The sequence below is a fragment of the Paraburkholderia sp. SEWSISQ10-3 4 genome (assembly GCF_030464785.1).
Classification (GTDB): domain Bacteria; phylum Pseudomonadota; class Gammaproteobacteria; order Burkholderiales; family Burkholderiaceae; genus Paraburkholderia; species Paraburkholderia aspalathi.
Map to the genome: position 1 here is coordinate 366,051 of NZ_JALPRI010000002.1, position 17,747 is coordinate 383,797.

The 17,747-nt window shown below is 62.3% G+C and carries 17 protein-coding genes; 14 read left to right on the forward strand and 3 right to left on the reverse strand.

Annotated features, from left to right (window positions below):
* Positions 1–66 precede the first annotated feature (66 nt).
* From lpxD to M0D68_RS07455, 6 genes are all read left to right on the forward strand, one after another.
* On the forward strand, positions 67–1,170 hold the full coding sequence (gene lpxD / locus M0D68_RS07430; RefSeq protein ID WP_200617963.1) for a UDP-3-O-(3-hydroxymyristoyl)glucosamine N-acyltransferase: 1,104 nt from the start codon (positions 67–69) through the stop codon (positions 1,168–1,170).
* Positions 1,171–1,414: 244 nt separating this feature from the next.
* A complete protein-coding gene (gene fabZ / locus M0D68_RS07435; protein ID WP_020065638.1) occupies positions 1,415–1,879 on the forward strand; it encodes a 3-hydroxyacyl-ACP dehydratase FabZ in 465 nt (154 codons plus the stop codon).
* A gap of 94 nt (positions 1,880–1,973) precedes the next feature.
* Entirely contained in the window at positions 1,974–2,762 is a 789-nt protein-coding gene (gene lpxA, locus M0D68_RS07440) for an acyl-ACP--UDP-N-acetylglucosamine O-acyltransferase (RefSeq protein WP_200617965.1), read from the forward strand.
* A gap of 3 nt (positions 2,763–2,765) precedes the next feature.
* Entirely contained in the window at positions 2,766–3,935 is a 1,170-nt protein-coding gene (gene lpxB / locus M0D68_RS07445) for a lipid-A-disaccharide synthase (RefSeq protein WP_093633327.1), read from the forward strand.
* Positions 3,932–4,696, forward strand: coding sequence for a ribonuclease HII (rnhB, locus tag M0D68_RS07450; RefSeq protein WP_093633326.1), 765 nt, complete (start codon positions 3,932–3,934; stop codon positions 4,694–4,696). Before lpxB ends, rnhB begins: the two co-directional genes overlap by 4 nt.
* Before the next feature lie 61 nt (positions 4,697–4,757).
* Positions 4,758–5,540 (forward strand): RNA methyltransferase, encoded by a 783-nt coding sequence (locus tag M0D68_RS07455; RefSeq protein ID WP_200617966.1) that lies wholly within the window; start codon positions 4,758–4,760, stop codon positions 5,538–5,540.
* 81 nt (positions 5,541–5,621) lie between these two features.
* Here M0D68_RS07455 and M0D68_RS07460 read toward each other — a convergent pair whose 3' ends face one another.
* A complete protein-coding gene (locus M0D68_RS07460; RefSeq protein WP_054035190.1) occupies positions 5,622–6,437 on the reverse strand; it encodes a pyruvate, water dikinase regulatory protein in 816 nt (271 codons plus the stop codon).
* A gap of 550 nt (positions 6,438–6,987) precedes the next feature.
* Here M0D68_RS07460 and ppsA point away from each other — a divergent pair.
* From ppsA to M0D68_RS07475, 3 genes are all read left to right on the forward strand, one after another.
* A complete protein-coding gene (gene ppsA / locus M0D68_RS07465; RefSeq protein WP_266224097.1) occupies positions 6,988–9,393 on the forward strand; it encodes a phosphoenolpyruvate synthase in 2,406 nt (801 codons plus the stop codon).
* 145 nt (positions 9,394–9,538) lie between these two features.
* Positions 9,539–9,994, forward strand: coding sequence for an NfeD family protein (locus M0D68_RS07470; protein WP_200574086.1), 456 nt, complete (start codon positions 9,539–9,541; stop codon positions 9,992–9,994).
* Between the two features lie 63 nt (positions 9,995–10,057).
* Complete coding sequence (locus tag M0D68_RS07475) at positions 10,058–10,981, forward strand: SPFH domain-containing protein (RefSeq protein ID WP_093633322.1); 924 nt, start codon at positions 10,058–10,060, stop codon at positions 10,979–10,981.
* Positions 10,982–11,059: 78 nt separating this feature from the next.
* Here the strand turns inward: M0D68_RS07475 and smpB are convergent, their stop codons facing one another.
* Positions 11,060–11,506 carry an SsrA-binding protein SmpB gene (smpB, locus tag M0D68_RS07480; protein WP_054035193.1) on the reverse strand — a complete coding sequence of 149 codons (447 nt, stop codon included), beginning with the start codon at positions 11,504–11,506 and terminating at the stop codon, positions 11,060–11,062.
* Positions 11,507–11,606: 100 nt separating this feature from the next.
* Between smpB and M0D68_RS07485 the strand changes: the two genes are divergently transcribed.
* Both M0D68_RS07485 and M0D68_RS07490 read left to right on the forward strand, forming a co-directional pair.
* On the forward strand, positions 11,607–12,044 hold the full coding sequence (locus M0D68_RS07485) for a type II toxin-antitoxin system RatA family toxin (protein WP_028199353.1): 438 nt from the start codon (positions 11,607–11,609) through the stop codon (positions 12,042–12,044).
* Positions 12,041–12,373 carry an RnfH family protein gene (locus tag M0D68_RS07490; RefSeq protein WP_200617969.1) on the forward strand — a complete coding sequence of 111 codons (333 nt, stop codon included), beginning with the start codon at positions 12,041–12,043 and terminating at the stop codon, positions 12,371–12,373. The genes M0D68_RS07485 and M0D68_RS07490 overlap by 4 nt, the downstream gene beginning before the upstream one ends.
* A gap of 46 nt (positions 12,374–12,419) precedes the next feature.
* Here the strand turns inward: M0D68_RS07490 and M0D68_RS07495 are convergent, their stop codons facing one another.
* Positions 12,420–13,397, reverse strand: a complete 978-nt coding sequence (locus M0D68_RS07495) for a DMT family transporter (RefSeq protein ID WP_266224098.1) — start codon at positions 13,395–13,397, stop codon at positions 12,420–12,422.
* Positions 13,398–13,755: 358 nt separating this feature from the next.
* Here M0D68_RS07495 and guaB point away from each other — a divergent pair, with 358 nt between their 5' ends.
* The 3 genes from guaB to guaA all read left to right on the forward strand — a co-directional run bounded on the left by guaB (position 13,756) and on the right by guaA (position 17,735).
* Entirely contained in the window at positions 13,756–15,216 is a 1,461-nt protein-coding gene (guaB, locus tag M0D68_RS07500; protein WP_054035195.1) for an IMP dehydrogenase, read from the forward strand.
* A 6-nt stretch (positions 15,217–15,222) separates the two neighbouring features.
* On the forward strand, positions 15,223–15,948 hold the full coding sequence (locus M0D68_RS07505) for a hypothetical protein (protein ID WP_200617971.1): 726 nt from the start codon (positions 15,223–15,225) through the stop codon (positions 15,946–15,948).
* Positions 15,949–16,151: 203 nt separating this feature from the next.
* Positions 16,152–17,735 carry a glutamine-hydrolyzing GMP synthase gene (guaA, locus tag M0D68_RS07510; protein WP_093633319.1) on the forward strand — a complete coding sequence of 528 codons (1,584 nt, stop codon included), beginning with the start codon at positions 16,152–16,154 and terminating at the stop codon, positions 17,733–17,735.
* Positions 17,736–17,747: the final 12 nt, after the last annotated feature.

The following is a 17,747-nucleotide window of genomic DNA, read 5'->3' on the forward strand; positions in this document are numbered from 1 at the left end:
AGAACCGACAAGTTGGACTGATTGTGCAGCAACCATCTCGCATGGGATCGGAGACAGAGGATAGGCATGGCATTTACGCTTGAGGACATCGTCCAGCGGTTCGGCGGTGAAGTAGTCGGAGAGGGTTCGCAGCGCGTCGGCAGTCTGGCGCCGCTCGACCAGGCAGGCCCGGACCAGCTGGCGTTCCTCGCCAATCCGAAGTACCTGTCGCAGGTCGAGACGACCCGTGCAGGCGCGGTGTTGATCAATGCCGACGACCTCTCGAAGCTCAGCTCCCTTACTGGCCGTAACTTCATCGTCACGCCGAATCCGTACGCTTACTTCGCGCGCGTCGCGCAGACATTCATCGACATGGCGGCGCCCAAGGCGGTGCCCGGTGTGCATCCTAGCGCGACGATCGACCCGTCGGCCCAGATTGCCGCAAGCGCGGTGATCGGTCCGCACGTCACGGTGGAAGCGGGCGCGGTGATCGGCGAAAACGTGCGTCTGGACGCCAACGTGGTGATCGGCCGCGGCACGCGAATCGGTGCGGGCTCGCATCTGTATCCGAACGTCGCGGTGTACTACGGCTGCAAGCTCGGCGAGCGCGTCATCGTGCACGCCGGCGCGGTGATCGGTTCGGACGGTTTTGGCTTCGCGCCGGATTTCGTGGGTGAAGGTGATGCGCGTACCGGCAGCTGGGTGAAAATTCCGCAAGTCGGCGGCGTGTCGATCGCGGCGGACGTCGAAATCGGTGCGAACACCACCATCGACCGCGGCGCCATGGCCGACACGATCATCGAAGAGTGCGTGAAAATCGACAACCTCGTGCAGATCGGCCACAACTGCAAGGTCGGCGCTTACACCGTGATCGCCGGCTGTGCGGGCATTGCGGGCAGCACCACGATCGGCCGTCATTGCATGATCGGCGGCGCGGTGGGGATCGCGGGGCACGTTACGCTGGCTGACTATGTGATCGTCACGGCGAAGTCGGGCGTCTCGAAGTCCTTGCTGAAGCCTGGCATGTACACCAGCGCATTCCCGGCGGTGAACCATGCCGACTGGAACAAGAGCGCTGCTTTGCTGCGTAACATCGATAAGCTTCGCGATCGTATCAAGGCGCTCGAAAATGCCGCTTCGGCAGGCAAGCCGGCCGGCGCGGCAAGCAATTCCGCGGGCGACGAAGCCTGAGACATAAGGCCGACCCGCAGGCAGACCCGCACGCCGACCCGCGGGTCAACCCGCACAACAATCCGCGGGCCAACCGGCCGGTACCGCGTAAAATAGCGGGCAAGCATCAGGAAGCAAAGTCGGTTGCCGTGACCGGGTGGCATGGCCGCCGGGTTTCGGCGAGCGCCGGCAGCACGCGTTACCAACCCACCTGCACCAGTATCCGCAGTCATCATCGCGCAGTCAATGCGTGAGTAGAAACACCATGAGCACCGAAAAAATCAATCTCGACATTCATAAGATTCTCACGCTGCTGCCCCATCGTTACCCGATCCTGCTGGTCGACCGGGTGCTCGAACTCGAGCCGCATAAGAGCATCAAAGCGTTGAAGAACGTGTCGATCAATGAGCCGTATTTCCAGGGTCACTTTCCGACCCGTCCGGTGATGCCCGGCGTGCTGATCCTCGAAGCGCTCGCGCAAACGGCAGCGCTGCTGACGTTTTCGGAAGAGCCGAGTGATCCGTCGAACACGCTGTATCTGTTCGTGGGCATCGACAACGCGCGTTTCAAGCGCGTGGTGGAACCGGGCGATCAGCTGATCCTGAACTGCACGTTCGAGCGTCATATGCGCGGCATCTGGAAGTTCAAGGCACGCGCCGAAGTGGATGGAGCCGTGGCGGCGGAAGCCGATCTGATGTGCGCGGTGCGGCACACGGACAAAGACGCTTGAAGCCGGTGTCCGGACGGTCAGTCGCTTATCCCAGGCGCTGCGCACTCCGGCTACGCCCATCCAGACAACGCAACAGAATCAGAAGCGAGGACGCATGAGCAGGATTCATCCCACTGCGATCGTCGAACCGGGCGCACAACTCGACGAATCCGTCGAAATCGGACCGTATGCCGTCGTCGGCGCACATGTGACGATCGGCGCACGGACCACGGTCGGTTCGCACAGCGTGATCGAAGGTCACACGACGATTGGCGAAGACAACCGCATCGGCCACTATGCATCGGTCGGCGGTCGTCCGCAGGACATGAAGTACAAGGACGAGCCGACCCGGCTTGTGATCGGCAATCGCAACACGATCCGTGAGTTCACCACGATCCACACCGGCACGGTGCAGGACTCGGGCGTCACTACGCTCGGCGACGACAACTGGATCATGGCCTACGTGCACATCGGCCACGACTGCCACGTCGGCAACAACGTGATTCTGTCGAGCAATGCGCAGATGGCCGGCCACGTGACGATTGGCGACCATGCGATTATCGGCGGCATGTCGGGCGTGCATCAGTTCGTGCGCATCGGCGCGCATTCGATGCTGGGCGGCGCGTCGGCGCTCGTGCAGGACATCCCGCCGTTCGTGATCGCTGCCGGCAACAAGGCCGAGCCGCACGGTATCAACGTCGAGGGTCTGCGCCGCCGCGGTTTCTCCGCAGACGCGATCTCGGCGCTGCGCTCGGCGTACCGCTTGCTGTACAAGAACGGCCTGTCGCTTGAAGAAGCGAAGGTGCAGTTGCGCGAACTCGCAACCGCGGGTGGCGATGGCGATGCGCCGGTACAAACGCTGCTCGCGTTTGTCGAAGCGTCGCAACGCGGCATCATCCGCTAACCGATGGCTTTGAACCCGAGTCCCCTGCGCGTCGCGATGGTGGCAGGCGAGCCGTCCGGCGACCTGCTGGCGGCGTCGCTGCTCGACGGCCTCGCGAGCCGTTTGCCCGCCGGCACCCAGTATTACGGGGTCGGCGGCCCGCGCATGATCGCCACGGGTTTCGACGCCCACTGGCCGATGGAGAAGCTGACGGTGCGCGGCTATGTCGAAGCACTGCGGCATATTCCAGAGATCCTCGGCATCCGCAAGGAACTGAAGCGCCAATTGCTGGCGGAACCGCCGTCGGTATTCGTCGGCGTGGACGCGCCGGATTTCAATTTCGGACTCGAGCATCCGTTGCGCGACGCCGGTATTCCGACGGTTCACTTCGTTTGCCCGTCGATCTGGGCGTGGCGAGGTGGGCGCATCAAGAAGATCGCCAAGGCGGTCGACCACATGCTGTGCGTGTTTCCGTTCGAAACGGCGTTGCTGGAAAAGGCCGGCATCGCGGCCTCGTACGTGGGCCATCCGCTTGCCGACGAAATTCCTCTGGTACCCGATACGCTTGGCGCGCGCCGTACGCTCGGTCTTGCCGAAAGCGGCCCGATCATCGCGGTGCTGCCAGGCAGCCGGCGCTCGGAGATCGATCTGATCGGTCCGACGTTCTTTGCCGCGATGGAAATGATGCAGCACCAGGAGCCCAGTTTGCGTTTCGTGATGCCGGCGGCCACGCCCGCACTGCGCGAAATGCTACGGCCGCTGGTCGATGCGCATCCCGGTCTCGCGCTGACCATTACCGACGGCCAGGCGCAAATCGCCATGACGGCGGCCGATGCGATCCTCGTCAAGAGCGGCACGGTGACGCTGGAAGCCGCGCTGCTGAAAAAGCCGATGGTGATCTCGTATAAGGTGCCCTGGCTGACCGGCCAGATCATGCGCCGCCAAGGCTATCTGCCGTATGTCGGCTTGCCGAACATTCTGGCGGGGCGCTTCGTCGTGCCGGAAATTCTGCAGCACTTCGCGACGCCTCAGGCGCTCGCCGAAGCGACGCTGAAACAGTTGCGCGACGAGGCCAACCGGCGCACGCTGACGGAAATCTTCACGGAGATGCATCACGTGCTGAAGCAGAACACCGCGCAACGTGCAGCGGAAGTCGTGGCGAGCATCGTCGAAAAGCGGAAGGCGCGGCCGTGACTACCGCGCGCGCGCCACGCCGCAAGGCTGCGACCGTTGCTGGCGCGGCGGCGCGGCAGGTCGGTCTTGACTTCGAGACGCCGGACGACATCGTCTGCGGCGTCGACGAAGCAGGGCGCGGGCCGCTGGCCGGCCCGGTGGTCGCTGCGGCGGTGATTTTCGATCCGTCGAAGCCGATGATCCGCGGCCTCGACGATTCGAAAGCGCTCACCGCCAAAAAACGCGACGAGCTGTACGACAAGATCGTCGACCGGGCGCTCGCCTACTGCATCGCGTCCGCCAGCGTCGAAGAAATCGATACGCTGAACATCCTGCACGCCACCATGCTGGCGATGAAGCGGGCGGTCGAAGGCCTCTCGGTCGTGCCGACGCTCGTGAAAATCGACGGCAATCGCTGCCCGACGCTGAGCGTTCGCAGCGAGGCGGTGATCGGCGGCGATGCACTGATCAAAAGCATTTCGGCGGCGTCGATTCTCGCCAAGGTCACGCGTGACCGGATGCTGCTCGAATTGCATCAAACCTATCCGGTCTACGGTTTTAACGCACATGCCGGCTACGGCACGCCGCAGCATCTCGCGGCGCTGCGCGAACACGGACCCTGCGAGCATCATCGGCGCTCGTTCGCACCGGTGCGCGAAGCGCATCAGCGTTTCGGCACGGCGTTGAAACCACTGCCGGCGGGCGACATGATCGTCGTGTCCGGAACGCTCACCGACGCCATGCTCGACGACGACGCCTTCGGCGAACGCAGCGGCGCGTAAGCGCTGCGCGTTGTCCGGCGCGTCGCCCACTCTTTCCTCATTCTCACTGTCTGCGCTGCCTGTGAAAGCCATCACCTCGCGGGACAATCCGCTCTACAAGCGCCTCAAGGCACTGGCCGGCTCGACGCATCAGCAGCGTCGCAGCGGTCACGCGTTGCTCGAAGGGTTCCATCTCGCGAGCGCATATCTCGACGTCGCCGGGCAGCCGGAAATGTGCATTGTCACCGAGGGCGCGTTGCGCCACGACGAAGCGCAAGCGATCGTGTCGCGCATCGACGAGCACCGTATCGTCACGTTGCCCGATGCATTGTTTGGCCAGGTGTCGAACGTCGTGCATGGTGTCGGGATTCTGCTGCTGGTCGAAAAGCTCGATACACCGTTGCCGGAGAAGGTCGGACAAACCTGCCTCGTGCTCGATGGCGTGCAGGATGCCGGCAACGTCGGTTCGATTCTGCGCAGCGCGGCGGCCGCCGGTATTCAGCAGGTGTTTTGCGCGCCGGGCACCGCGTACGCGTGGTCGTCGAAGGTGTTGCGCTCAGGCATGGGCGCGCATTTCCTGTTGCAAATCCATGAGGATGTCGAGGCGCAGGTATTGATCGAGCGCCTCGCGGTGCCCATCGTCATTACGGATTCGCACGGTGCCGAGGCGATCTACGATTGCGATCTGAGCGGGCCGCTCGCGTGGGTGTTCGGCAACGAAGGAGCGGGCGTCTCGCAGACCTGGCGCGATGCGGTTTCGTTGCGGGTGACGATTCCTCAGCCGGGCGGCATGGAATCGCTGAATGTGGCGGCCGCTGCGGCTGTCTGCGTGTTCGAACAGTGCCGCCAGCAGCGCCGCGCGTGACAGTGCAATGACTTCAGGTCTGAGGCGATCTCCGCGACCGCCTCAGCACCACGTACACACGCCGGCAAAGCTGGTCGTCGCTCAATAAGCCGGCCGGTCCAGCTTGATCTCCTGCAGGATCGTTGTCGCGATCTCCTCGATCGACTTATGCGTCGACGACAACCACTTGACCCCTTCGCGTCGCATCATCGCTTCCGCCTCGTTGATCTCGTAACGGCAATTTTCCGGCGCGGCGTACTTGCTGCCCGGGCGGCGCTCGTTACGGATCTCCGACAGCCGCTGCGGATCGATCGACAAACCAAACATCTTCTGCCGATGCGCCAATAGCGGCGTAGGCAGCTTGCCGCGCTCGAAGTCTTCCGGAATCAGCGGATAGTTGGCCGCTTTCACGCCGTACTGCATGGCCAGATACAGGCTCGTCGGCGTCTTGCCGCTGCGCGACACGCCCACCAGAATCACGTCGGCATCGGCCAGATTGCGGTTCGATTGACCGTCGTCGTGGGCGAGCGAGAAGTTGATCGCCTCGATCCGGTTCTTGTATTCCTCGGTATCGGCGTTCTGGTGGCCGCGGCCCATCGCGTGGCTCGACTTGAGCTCCAGCTCCTGCTCGAGCGGCTCGACGAAGGTCTGAAACATATCCAGCACGAGCGCGTTCGAGCCTTTGACGATCTGATTCGACGCGCTGTCCACCAGCGTCGTGAAGACGATCGGACGGCGGCCGTCCTGCTGGATCGCTTCGTTGATCTTTTCTAGCGTGGCGTAGGCTTTTTCCGTCGAGTCGACGAAGGGCACGCGAACCAGGCGGAATTTCTGGTCGAACTGGGAGAGGATCGAATGCGCGAAGGTTTCGGCAGTGATCCCGGTACCGTCGGAGACGATGAATACGGTGGGCGGCATCAGTGGGGCTGGGGAACGTGAGCGGAAAAAAGCGCTCGAATGAAACATCGCTGCATGGATGTCGCTGCACGGTGGCTAACCGGAGATTGCAGCGGCGTCATGTCAGCGCGCCGTGGGCACCGCAATTGCGTCCGGAAGGTAGTGGGTCCTCGCGAGAGCCTCGCAGGAGCCCGTCAGCCGGTCCGGGGCGCGATTCGAGGCGCAATTCTCGTCCGACTGTCACATTTTGAGAGTCGGCACGGTAGAATAGCGGCAACCTGTTGGATAAGCAATTGCAGGCGATTGGCGTCTAACTTACTGCGAACGGTCGGTCAACGCCACGCTTTGCGCCGGTAACTTGCGGCAAATTGAGAGATTGTGACGGATCGATCGGTAATTTCGTCCAACCGCTTTCTACGTCGCGCATCCGGCACTTTTTGGCACGCGCGGCCATTTGCAGCGATTGCTTCTCCAACAGGTTGTGCAAGACGCGAGGTCACGCTTCCAATGGGCGTCTCGCGTTCAAGCCCACTTGCACAGCCGTGAATTTCTTTCACACTTAGGGGCTTGTATGACTAACGCAGTTACCGTCGCAAAGGAAGAGGCGTATGTAGTTCCGTTCGAGCAGTTGCGGATGACCGATGTGGAGATTGTCGGCGGCAAGAATGCGTCGCTTGGCGAGATGATCAGTCAGCTCGCCGAAGCAGGTGTGCGCGTGCCGACTGGCTTCGCCACTACGGCGCTGGCTTTCCGTGACTTCCTGCATCACAACAATCTGACCGAACGCATCGCCAAACGTCTCGAAACGCTCGACGTCGACGACGTGAAAGCGCTCGCCGAAGCGGGCAAGGAGATCCGTCAATGGATCGTCGACGCCCCGATGCAGCCGCGTCTCGAAGCGGATATCCGCGCAGGCTTCGACACCCTGCAAAACAGCTCGCCTGAAGAGTTGTCGTTTGCCGTGCGTTCGTCGGCAACGGCAGAAGACTTGCCGGACGCATCGTTCGCGGGTCAACAGGAAAGCTATCTCAACGTGGTCGGCATCGACGAGGTGCTCGATCGCATGAAGCACGTGTTCGCGTCGCTGTACAACGACCGTGCCATCTCCTATCGCGTCCACAAGGGCTTCACCCACGCTGAAGTCGCGTTGTCGGCTGGTGTGCAGCGCATGGTGCGTTCGGACGTCGGCGCGGCGGGCGTGATGTTCACGCTGGACACGGAATCGGGCTTCAAGGACGCAGTCTTCATCACGTCGAGCTACGGCCTGGGTGAAACGGTCGTGCAGGGCGCCGTGAATCCGGACGAGTTCTACGTCTTCAAGACCACGCTCGCACAAGGCAAGTACCCGATCATCCGCCGCTCGATCGGCTCGAAGCTGATCAAGATGGAATTCACCAAGGCGGGCGAAGAAGGCCGCGTGAAGACCGTCGACGTCGCGCACGAGCAGCGCAACCGTTTCTCGATCACCGACGAAGACGTGATCGAGCTCGCGAAATACGCCGTCATCATTGAAAAGCACTACGAGCGTCCGATGGACATCGAGTGGGGCAAGGACGGCCGCGACGGCAAGATCTTCATCCTGCAGGCGCGCCCGGAAACGGTGAAGAGCCAGGCAGCGGGCAAGGCCGAGCAACGCTTCAAGCTGAAGGGCCAATCGAACGTGCTGACTACCGGCCGCGCAATCGGCCAGAAGATCGGTGCGGGTCCGGTGCGTGTGATTCACGATCCGTCGGAAATGGACCGTGTGCAGCCGGGCGACGTGCTGGTGGCCGACATGACCGACCCCAACTGGGAACCGGTGATGAAGCGCGCCTCCGCAATCGTCACGAACCGTGGCGGCCGTACCTGCCACGCGGCAATTATCGCGCGTGAACTGGGCGTGCCCGCGGTGGTCGGCTGCGGCGACGCGACCGACGTGCTGAAGGACGGCGCGCTGGTGACCGTGTCCTGCGCGGAAGGCGACGAAGGCAAGATCTACGACGGTCTGCTCGAAACCGAAATCACCGAAGTGCAGCGCGGCGAATTGCCGTCGATTCCGGTGAAGATCATGATGAACGTCGGCAACCCGCAACTGGCTTTCGACTTCTCGCAACTGCCGAACGCAGGCGTGGGTCTCGCGCGGCTCGAGTTCATCATCAACAACAACATCGGCGTTCACCCGAAGGCGATTCTCGAGTACCCGAACATCGATCAGGACCTGAAGAAGGCCGTGGAAAGTGTGGCACGTGGCCATGCATCGCCGCGCGCGTTCTACGTCGACAAGCTGACCGAAGGCATCGCAACGATCGCAGCGGCGTTCTATCCGAAGCCCGTGATCGTGCGTCTGTCGGACTTCAAGTCGAACGAGTACAAGAAGCTGATCGGCGGTTCGCGTTACGAGCCGGACGAAGAAAACCCGATGCTGGGCTTCCGTGGCGCGTCGCGCTACATCGCTGACGACTTCGCCGAAGCGTTCCAGATGGAATGCATCGCGCTGAAGAAGGTCCGCGAAGAGATGGGCCTCGACAACGTCGAGATCATGGTGCCGTTCGTGCGTACGCTGAAGCAGGCGGAACGCGTGGTCGGGCTGCTGGAGGAGTTCGGCCTGAAGCGCGGTGAAAAGGGCTTGCGCCTGATCATGATGTGCGAAGTGCCGTCGAACGCGATTCTCGCCGAAGAATTCCTGCAATTCTTCGACGGCTTCTCGATCGGTTCGAACGACCTGACGCAGCTCACGCTCGGCCTCGACCGCGACTCCGGCATGGAACTGCTGGCAGTCGATTTCGACGAACGCGATCCGGCCGTCAAGTTCCTGTTGAAGCGCGCGATCGATACGTGCCTGCGACTGAACAAGTACGTCGGCATCTGCGGCCAGGGTCCTTCGGATCATCCGGACTTTGCGCAATGGCTGACCGACGAAGGCATCAAGTCGATCTCGCTGAACCCGGACTCGATCGTCGAGACGTGGCAGCAACTGGCGAAATCGCTGGTGAAGTAATCGAGCCCAATAAGCAGTGTGCATAAAGGGTGGTGCGGTATGTCAAAAGCACGTAAAAGCGTGCTGCACCGTCCGGTAATATGCACCTGCTTCGTGCTATAAACACCCCGGTAGATCCGGGGTGTTTTGCTTTGTGGAGATCAACATGGCGCCAGGTGGATTGTTCTGGTGGATCGGGGCAGGTGTGCTGATCGTGCTGGAATTGATCAGCGGCACTTTCTATTTGCTGATGATCGCGTTGGGTTGTGTAGCGGCCGCCATTGCGCATATGGCGGGCGCCGCTGCCGATGTGCAGTTCGCGGTTGCGGCTGTGGTGGCGCTGGCGGCGGTCCTGGTGCTGCGGCGTTCGCGCTTTGGCCGCAGGACGCGTAAGGAGGCGTCGAAGAACCCGGACGTCAATCTGGACATCGGCCAGACGTTGAACGTGCCGGCGTGGCACGAGCGCCGGGCGCGCGTCAATTACCGCGGGGCTGCATGGGACGTCGAACTGGCCGCGGGCGAGCCCGAAGATGCTCAGCTCTATGAAATCGCCGAGATGCGTGGCAGTTGCCTTGTCGTCGTGGCCAGCCGGCAGGCGAAAGCAAGAGCAACCGCGGCCTGAGCGCGCGCCAATGCGCGCACAGCGCCATGCATAACTATTCGAACTACGGACCGGAGGTCAGTCATGGATTCAACCATTGTCGGGGCGGTGCTTCTGCTTATCGTGATCGTGCTGGCGGCGCAGACGCTCAAGATCGTGCCGCAGCAGCATGCGTGGGTGCTGGAGCGGCTCGGCCGCTATCACCGCACGCTGACGCCGGGCCTGAGCTTCGCGTTTCCGTTCGTCGACCGGATTGCGTACAAGCACATCCTCAAGGAAATCCCGCTCGAAGTGCCGAGCCAGGTGTGTATTACGCGCGACAACACGCAATTGCAGGTGGATGGCGTGCTGTATTTCCAGGTCACCGATCCCATGAAGGCGTCGTACGGTTCGAGCAACTTCGTGTTCGCGATTACACAGTTGTCGCAGACCACGCTGCGCTCCGTGATCGGCAAACTCGAACTCGACAAGACGTTTGAAGAGCGCGACTTCATCAACCACAGCATCGTGTCGTCGCTCGATGAAGCGGCGTCGAACTGGGGTGTCAAGGTGCTGCGCTACGAGATCAAGGACCTGACGCCGCCCAAGGAAATTCTTCACGCCATGCAGGCGCAGATCACCGCCGAGCGCGAAAAGCGCGCGCTGATCGCGGCATCCGAAGGGCGTAAGCAGGAACAGATCAATATTGCCTCGGGCGGGCGTGAGGCGTCGATCCAGAAGTCCGAAGGCGAGCGGCAGGCGGCGATCAACCAGGCGCAGGGTCAGGCTGCGGCGATTCTGGCGGTGGCCGAGGCTAACTCACAGGCGATTCAGAAGATCGCTGCGGCCATCCAGTCGAACGGCGGGATGGAAGCGGTGAACCTCAAGGTGGCCGAGCAATATGTGAATGCATTCGGTAACCTGGCGAAGCAGGGCACCACCTTGATCGTGCCGGGCAACCTGGCGGATATGAGTTCGATGATCGCGTCGGCGCTGACCATTGTGAACAAAGGGAAGGGCGCGGCCTAAGCGCGCTGGTTGACGCTCTTCCTTGCCGAATGAAAATGGCCCGCAAATTTGCGGGCCATTTTTCGTTGAATCGCAGTTTTACGACGGCGAGCGCATCAGGCGCGCCTTCTCGCGTTCCCAGTCGCGCTTCTTCTCGGTTTCGCGCTTGTCGTGCTGCTTCTTACCCTTGGCGAGGCCGATCTCGCATTTGACGCGACCGCCCTTGTAGTGAAAGTTCAACGGCACGAGCGTATAACCACGCTGCTCGACCTTGCCGATCAGTTTGCTGATTTCCTCGGCGTGCAGCAGCAGCTTGCGCGTGCGCACCGGGTCCGGATTGATGTGGGTCGAGGCTTCGGGCAGCGGGCTGATGTGCGTGCCGATCAGGAACAGTTCGTTATTCTTGATGACCACGTAGCCTTCCTTGATCTGGCCACGGCCGGCGCGCAAGGCTTTGACCTCCCATCCTTCGAGCACGAGCCCCGCTTCGTAGCGTTCTTCGACCGAGTAGTCGTAGAAGGCTTTTCTGTTGTCAATGATGCTCATGAATGGAAAGTGCCCAACTCGTTTAAAATCACGATTTTAGCAAAGCGGGGCAAGGAAAGCCCGCGGCGCTTGTCCACCCTTGCCACGCGCTGTTCAATTTATGGCAGATGTCCAGAAAACCGTGTTGATCCGCCATTCGGCGGAACAGATGTTCGACCTCGTCACCGACGTCGCCGATTACCCCAACTTCCTGCCTTGGTGCGGGGGAGTCGAAATCCGCCGCCAGGACGAAACCGGCATGGAGGCGAAGATCGATATCAACTTCAAGGGCATCAAGCAGCATTTCGCCACGCGCAACAGCATGGAGCGGCCCACGCGCATCGATATGGAGTTCGCGGACGGCCCGTTTCGCAAATTCACCGGCTTCTGGCGCTTCACGCCGCTGCGGGCCGACGCCTGCAAGATCGAATTCGCGTTGCACTACGAATTCACCAATATCATTCTCGAGAAGATCATCGGGCCGGTGTTCAGCCACATTGCCAACACCTTCGTCGAATCGTTCGTGAAGCGCGCCGATCAGCGCTACGGTAAGGCATGAGCGCGCGCTTGTCGATTGAAGTCTGCTACGCGCTTGCCAATGAGCAGGCGCTGATTGCCGTGGACTTGCCGGAAGGCGCCACGCTGCAGCAGGCGATAGACGCGAGCGGTATCTTGCAGCGTTATCCGCAGATCGATCTGGGCACGCAGAAGGTCGGCGTGTTCGGCAAGCTCAAGCCATTGGATACGGTGCTTGCCGACCATGATCGTGTCGAGATTTACCGGCCGTTGCTGGTGGATCCGAAGCTGTCGCGCCAACGGCGCGTCGAGAAGACCCGAAAGGCGGGCTCGATCGAAGGGCGTCGCTGGCTGAATAAGGATTCGCGCTAGGCCCGTCCCGTGGCTGCGGCGAGGCGGCGCCTCGTTCTCAATCGTCTCAATGCACCGAAGGCTGCGCCTTCTCCTCAAGCGACGCCACCCCTGACGTATCGTCGTCCGCATGCTGGCGCACCGACCAGCACACCCCCGCCACCAGCAGCAGGATCGCCGCCGTTTCCAGCGGGCGCGGCAGGCGCTGGTCGTAGATAAACGCGTAGAGCAGCGCGAAAAGCGTCTCGAACACGATCATCTGGCCGGACAGCGTGAGCGGCAGCCGTTTCGACGCGGCATTCCACAGCCCATTGCCGAGCCACGACGCGCCGACGGCGAGGCCCAGATTCAGCATCCAGAAGGCGTGCCAGCGCGCGTCGCCGAGCGGCCCTTGCAGGTTCTCGGACGGCATGACGGCGACCACCAGCCACAATCCCGCGCCGAGCGCGCCGGTCACTACACCCCACAGTACCGACCACTCGTTGCCGCTGAAATGCTTCTGACGGTGCAGATACCGGGCGTTTTCGACCGCGAACCAGGTCCAGCAGGCGAGCGCGCCGACCGCACAGGCAAGGCCGAGGAGCTTCGTCGCGATACTGACGGGCGTGCTGTCCGCTACCGTGAAGACGTCAATGTTGATGCAGGCGATGCCTGCCACCACCAGCGCAAGCGGCCATACGAGGCGGGCGAGCGGCACGGCGCCGTGATCGCGCCGGCCGAGCAGCGTCACCGTGACCGGCAGCACGCCGACGATCAGCGATGCCGGCGCGATGCCGATCATATGGACCGCGGCGGTCAGCAGCAGGTAGTAGAGCAGATTGCCGGCCAGCGCCAGTTTGACCAGTGCGCCGAGATCCTCGCGGGTCAGTCGTTTGACGAGCGAGCGCCCCATCGGCAGCGCGGCGGCCAGCGAGACGATGCCGTACATCGTGTAGCGGCCGGCGCTCAGCAGCAGCGGCGAGAAATCGGGCAGCACGCGCGGCACCAGAAACACCATGCCCCATAAGGCCCCGGCCATTACTCCATATGCCACACCGCGCTGCATCGACTGCCCCTGCAAGAAAAACTGGAATGGTCGGCAGAATAGCCGTTCGACGGCTAGGGCGTCTTGTTTGATTCTGCATTTCGGCGGTTTTATCCGGCGTGTTCAGGCGCTTTTTAACTTCAACGCGATGGCCCGGCGCCGCTCAAGCCCCCGAAATACCCATTCCCGAACCGGGTGGGGCGTCCATGCGCCCGAACGCGCAAACGAAACCGGATCGAACTCGAGGCGAACGCAGAAGCGAAATCGAAGGGTACAAAGTCACGAAAAAAATCCCCTGAAATTCGCTAAGCTGCTGTTAGTGCAGTGAAAACCAGGGAGGTATCGCGTATAATTCGCTTTTGCGCCTATAGGATTTGCCATGCGTCTGATCCAAACAGCACTCACGTTCGATGACGTGCTCCTCGTCCCGGCTTTCTCTGATGTTCTGCCGCGCGACACCAGCCTCAAGACCCGGCTGACCCGCAACATCTCCCTGAATATGCCGCTTGTGTCCGCCGCCATGGACACCGTCACCGAAGCCCGTCTCGCGATCGCGATGGCGCAAATGGGTGGCGTGGGCATCATCCACAAGAATCTCACGCCGGCCGAACAGGCGCGTGAAGTTGCCAAGGTCAAGCGCTTCGAATCGGGCGTCGTGCGTGATCCGATCACCGTGCCGCCGCAAATGAAGGTGCGCGACGTCATTGCGCTGTCCCGCCAGCATGGCATTTCGGGTTTCCCGGTCGTCGAAGGCTCGCAACTGATCGGTATCGTCACGAACCGTGACTTGCGCTTCGAAGAGCGTCTGGACGAGCCGGTGCGCAACATCATGACGCCGCGCGAGCGCCTCGTCACCGTCAAGGAAGGCACGCCGCTCGCCGAAGCCAAGGCGCTGATGCATAGCCACCGCCTCGAGCGCGTGCTGGTCATCAACGACGCATTCGAACTGCGCGGCCTGATGACGGTAAAAGACATCACCAAGCAAACCGAACACCCGGACGCGTGTAAAGACGAACACGGCAAGCTGCGCGCAGGCGCGGCGGTCGGTGTGGGTGAAGACAACGAAGAGCGTGTCGAGCTGCTGGTGCAGGCCGGCGTGGACGTGATCGTCGTCGACACTGCGCACGGCCACAGCAAAGGCGTGCTCGAGCGCGTCAAGTGGGTCAAACAGAAATTCCCGCATGTCGAAGTGATCGGCGGCAACATCGCTACTGCTGCGGCAGCCAAGGCGCTCGTCGAATACGGCGCAGACGGCGTGAAGGTCGGTATCGGCCCGGGCTCGATCTGCACGACGCGTATCGTCGCCGGTGTGGGCGTGCCGCAGGTCACCGCGATCTCGAACGTGTCGGAAGCGCTGAAGGGCACGGGCGTGCCGGTCATCGCCGACGGCGGCGTGCGTTTCTCGGGCGACGTCAGCAAGGCGCTGGCCGCCGGTGCGAATTCCGTGATGATGGGCAGCATGTTCGCCGGCACCGAAGAAGCGCCGGGCGACGTGTTCCTGTTCCAGGGCCGTCAGTACAAGTCATACCGTGGCATGGGTTCGGTCGGTGCGATGAAAGACGGCGCGGCAGACCGCTACTTCCAGGACAACTCCGCGAACATCGACAAGCTGGTGCCGGAAGGTATCGAAGGCCGCGTCGCCTACAAGGGCTCGGTCAACGCGATCCTGTTCCAGCTGATCGGCGGCGTGCGCGCCAGCATGGGCTACTGCGGTTGCCGCACGATCGCGGAGATGAACGACAAGGCCGAGTTCGTGCAGATCACGGGCGCGGGCTTGCGCGAGTCGCACGTGCATGACGTGCAGATCACTAAGGAAGCGCCCAACTACCACGTGGACTAAACGCCAATGAAGCCATTGCTGCGCGCTGTACTCATCCTCGATGCACTGTTGCTGCTTGCGTTCGGCCTGCTGTTTCTGCTGACGCCCTGGACTTCGTTGTACAACGCGCTGCTCTTGGTGCAAACCCAGCCGGCTCTGGTCGGCCAGGGGTTTGGCGTGGCGCTGATCGGGCTCGCGTGGCTTGCTTTGCACGCGTCGATCGACGGTTCGCTCACGTCGACAGTCGCCAAGGTCGTCGGCCATGTGAACTGGTTGACCGGCGTGCTGATGCTGGTCTGGCTGCTCGGGCTGCATACGCCGGCGCTGACCGGCTTCGGGCAGATCATCGCGGTGCTGACCGGTGTGGTGCTGCTGGTGGTTGGCCTCGGTGGTGTGCGCCTGTCCGGCGCGGTGCGGCGGCGTGAGAGGGTGCGGCTGGTTGAGGCCGCAGCCGCTGAACGCGCCGAAAAGCAGGCCGCGAAAGATGCCGCCAAAGACGCTGCCAACAGGCGCGACGCCGGTCGCGTAACGGCGGAGCCGGTCTATCGCGCGGAGCCGGTCGTCGAGCCCGTTGTGCCGGTCACACGGCCCGTCAGTCCAGTTTCGGCTGCGCCGGTCTACCCGGCGGTCGACGAACCGGGTCTGACGGCCTCTGAACGCGCCGCACGCGCCGATGCTGCAGCTGCGCGCGACGATGCCCGTAACGCCGCTGCCGACGCACCTGGTGCGCCCCGGCCGCCGTTTCATGGCTGACGCGCCAAGCGCCAGAACGCCTGCCGAAGCAACCGGATTCCGTTCGCGCGCGCCGCAGGCAAGTGCCTGCGGTGCCGAATGGTCCAGCGCGCTTCACCGCCACGCTTCATGCTCGATCGTCCCCACGTGGACAGCTTTGAATTCAACGCCGCGCTTCTTGCGCGGTATCCCGTATCCGTTCACTTTTGACTCCGTCCGCTGCCATGCATGACAAGATCCTGATCCTCGACTTCGGTTCGCAAGTCACTCAACTGATTGCACGTCGCGTTCGCGAAGCCAACGTGTATTCGGAAATTCATCCGTACGACGTCGATGCGTCGTTCATTCGCGATTTCGCGCCGAAGGGCGTGATCCTCTCCGGCGGCCCGAGCTCGGTCACCGAAACGGATACGCCGCGCGTGCCGCAAGCGGTGTTCGAACTCGGCGTGCCCGTGCTGGGCATCTGCTACGGCATGCAGGCGATGGCCGAGCAGCTCGGCGGCAAGGTCGATATCGGCCACCTGCGTGAGTTCGGCTACGCCGAAGTGCGCGCACGCAACCATACGAGCCTGCTCGAAGGAATCAGCGACTTCACCACGCCGGAAGGTCACGGCATGCTGAAGGTGTGGATGAGCCACGGCGACAAGGTCCTCGAAATGCCGCCGGGCTTCCAGCTGATGGCCTCGACGGACTCGTGCCCGATCGCGGCAATGGCCGACGAAGCGCGCCATTTCTACGGCCTGCAATGGCACCCGGAAGTGACGCACACGGTGCAAGGCCGCGCGATGCTCGAACGTTTCGTGCTGCAGATTTGCGGCGCGAATCCCGACTGGGAAATGGGCCATTACATCGACGAAGCCGTCGCGAAGATTCGCGAGCAGGTCGGTAATGAGCACGTGATTCTGGGCTTGTCAGGTGGCGTGGATTCGTCGGTGGCTGCGGCGCTGCTGCATCGCGCGATCGGCGATCAGCTGACCTGCGTGTTCGTCGATCACGGTCTCCTGCGTTTGAACGAAGCCGAGCAGGTGATGGCAACGTTCGCTGAGAACCTCGGCGTCAAGGTGATCCACGTCGACGCGAGCGAAGTGTTCCTGTCGAAGCTGGCCGGCGTCACCGATCCGGAAGCGAAGCGCAAAATCATCGGCGCGGAGTTCGTCGAGGTGTTCCAGACCGAAGCCAACAAGCTGACCGACGCGAAGTGGCTCGCCCAAGGCACGATCTATCCGGACGTGATCGAATCGGCCGGCAAGGGCAAGAAGGCCACGCAGACCATCAAGAGCCACCACAATGTGGGCGGCCTGCCGGAGACGCTGAATCTGAAGCTGCTCGAGCCGCTGCGTGAACTGTTCAAGGACGAAGTGCGCGAACTCGGCGTGAAGCTCGGCTTGCCGCCGGCAATGGTGTATCGCCACCCGTTCCCGGGCCCGGGTCTGGGCGTGCGGATTCTCGGCGAAGTGCGCCGCGATTTCGCCGATCTGCTGCGTCGCGCGGACGCGATTTTCATCGAGACGCTGCGTACCTTTATCGACAAGGAAACCGGCAAGTCATGGTACGACCTGACGAGCCAGGCTTTTGCGGTGTTCCTGCCGGTGAAGAGCGTCGGCGTGATGGGCGATGGCCGCACCTACGAATATGTGGTTGCGCTGCGTGCTGTGCAGACGCTGGACTTCATGACCGCGCATTGGGCGCATCTGCCGCACGAGTTGCTGGGGCATGTGTCGAACCGCATCATCAATGAAGTGCGCGGGATTAACCGGGTTGTCTATGACATCTCGGGGAAGCCGCCGGCAACGATCGAGTGGGAATAGAATTCCCGCCAG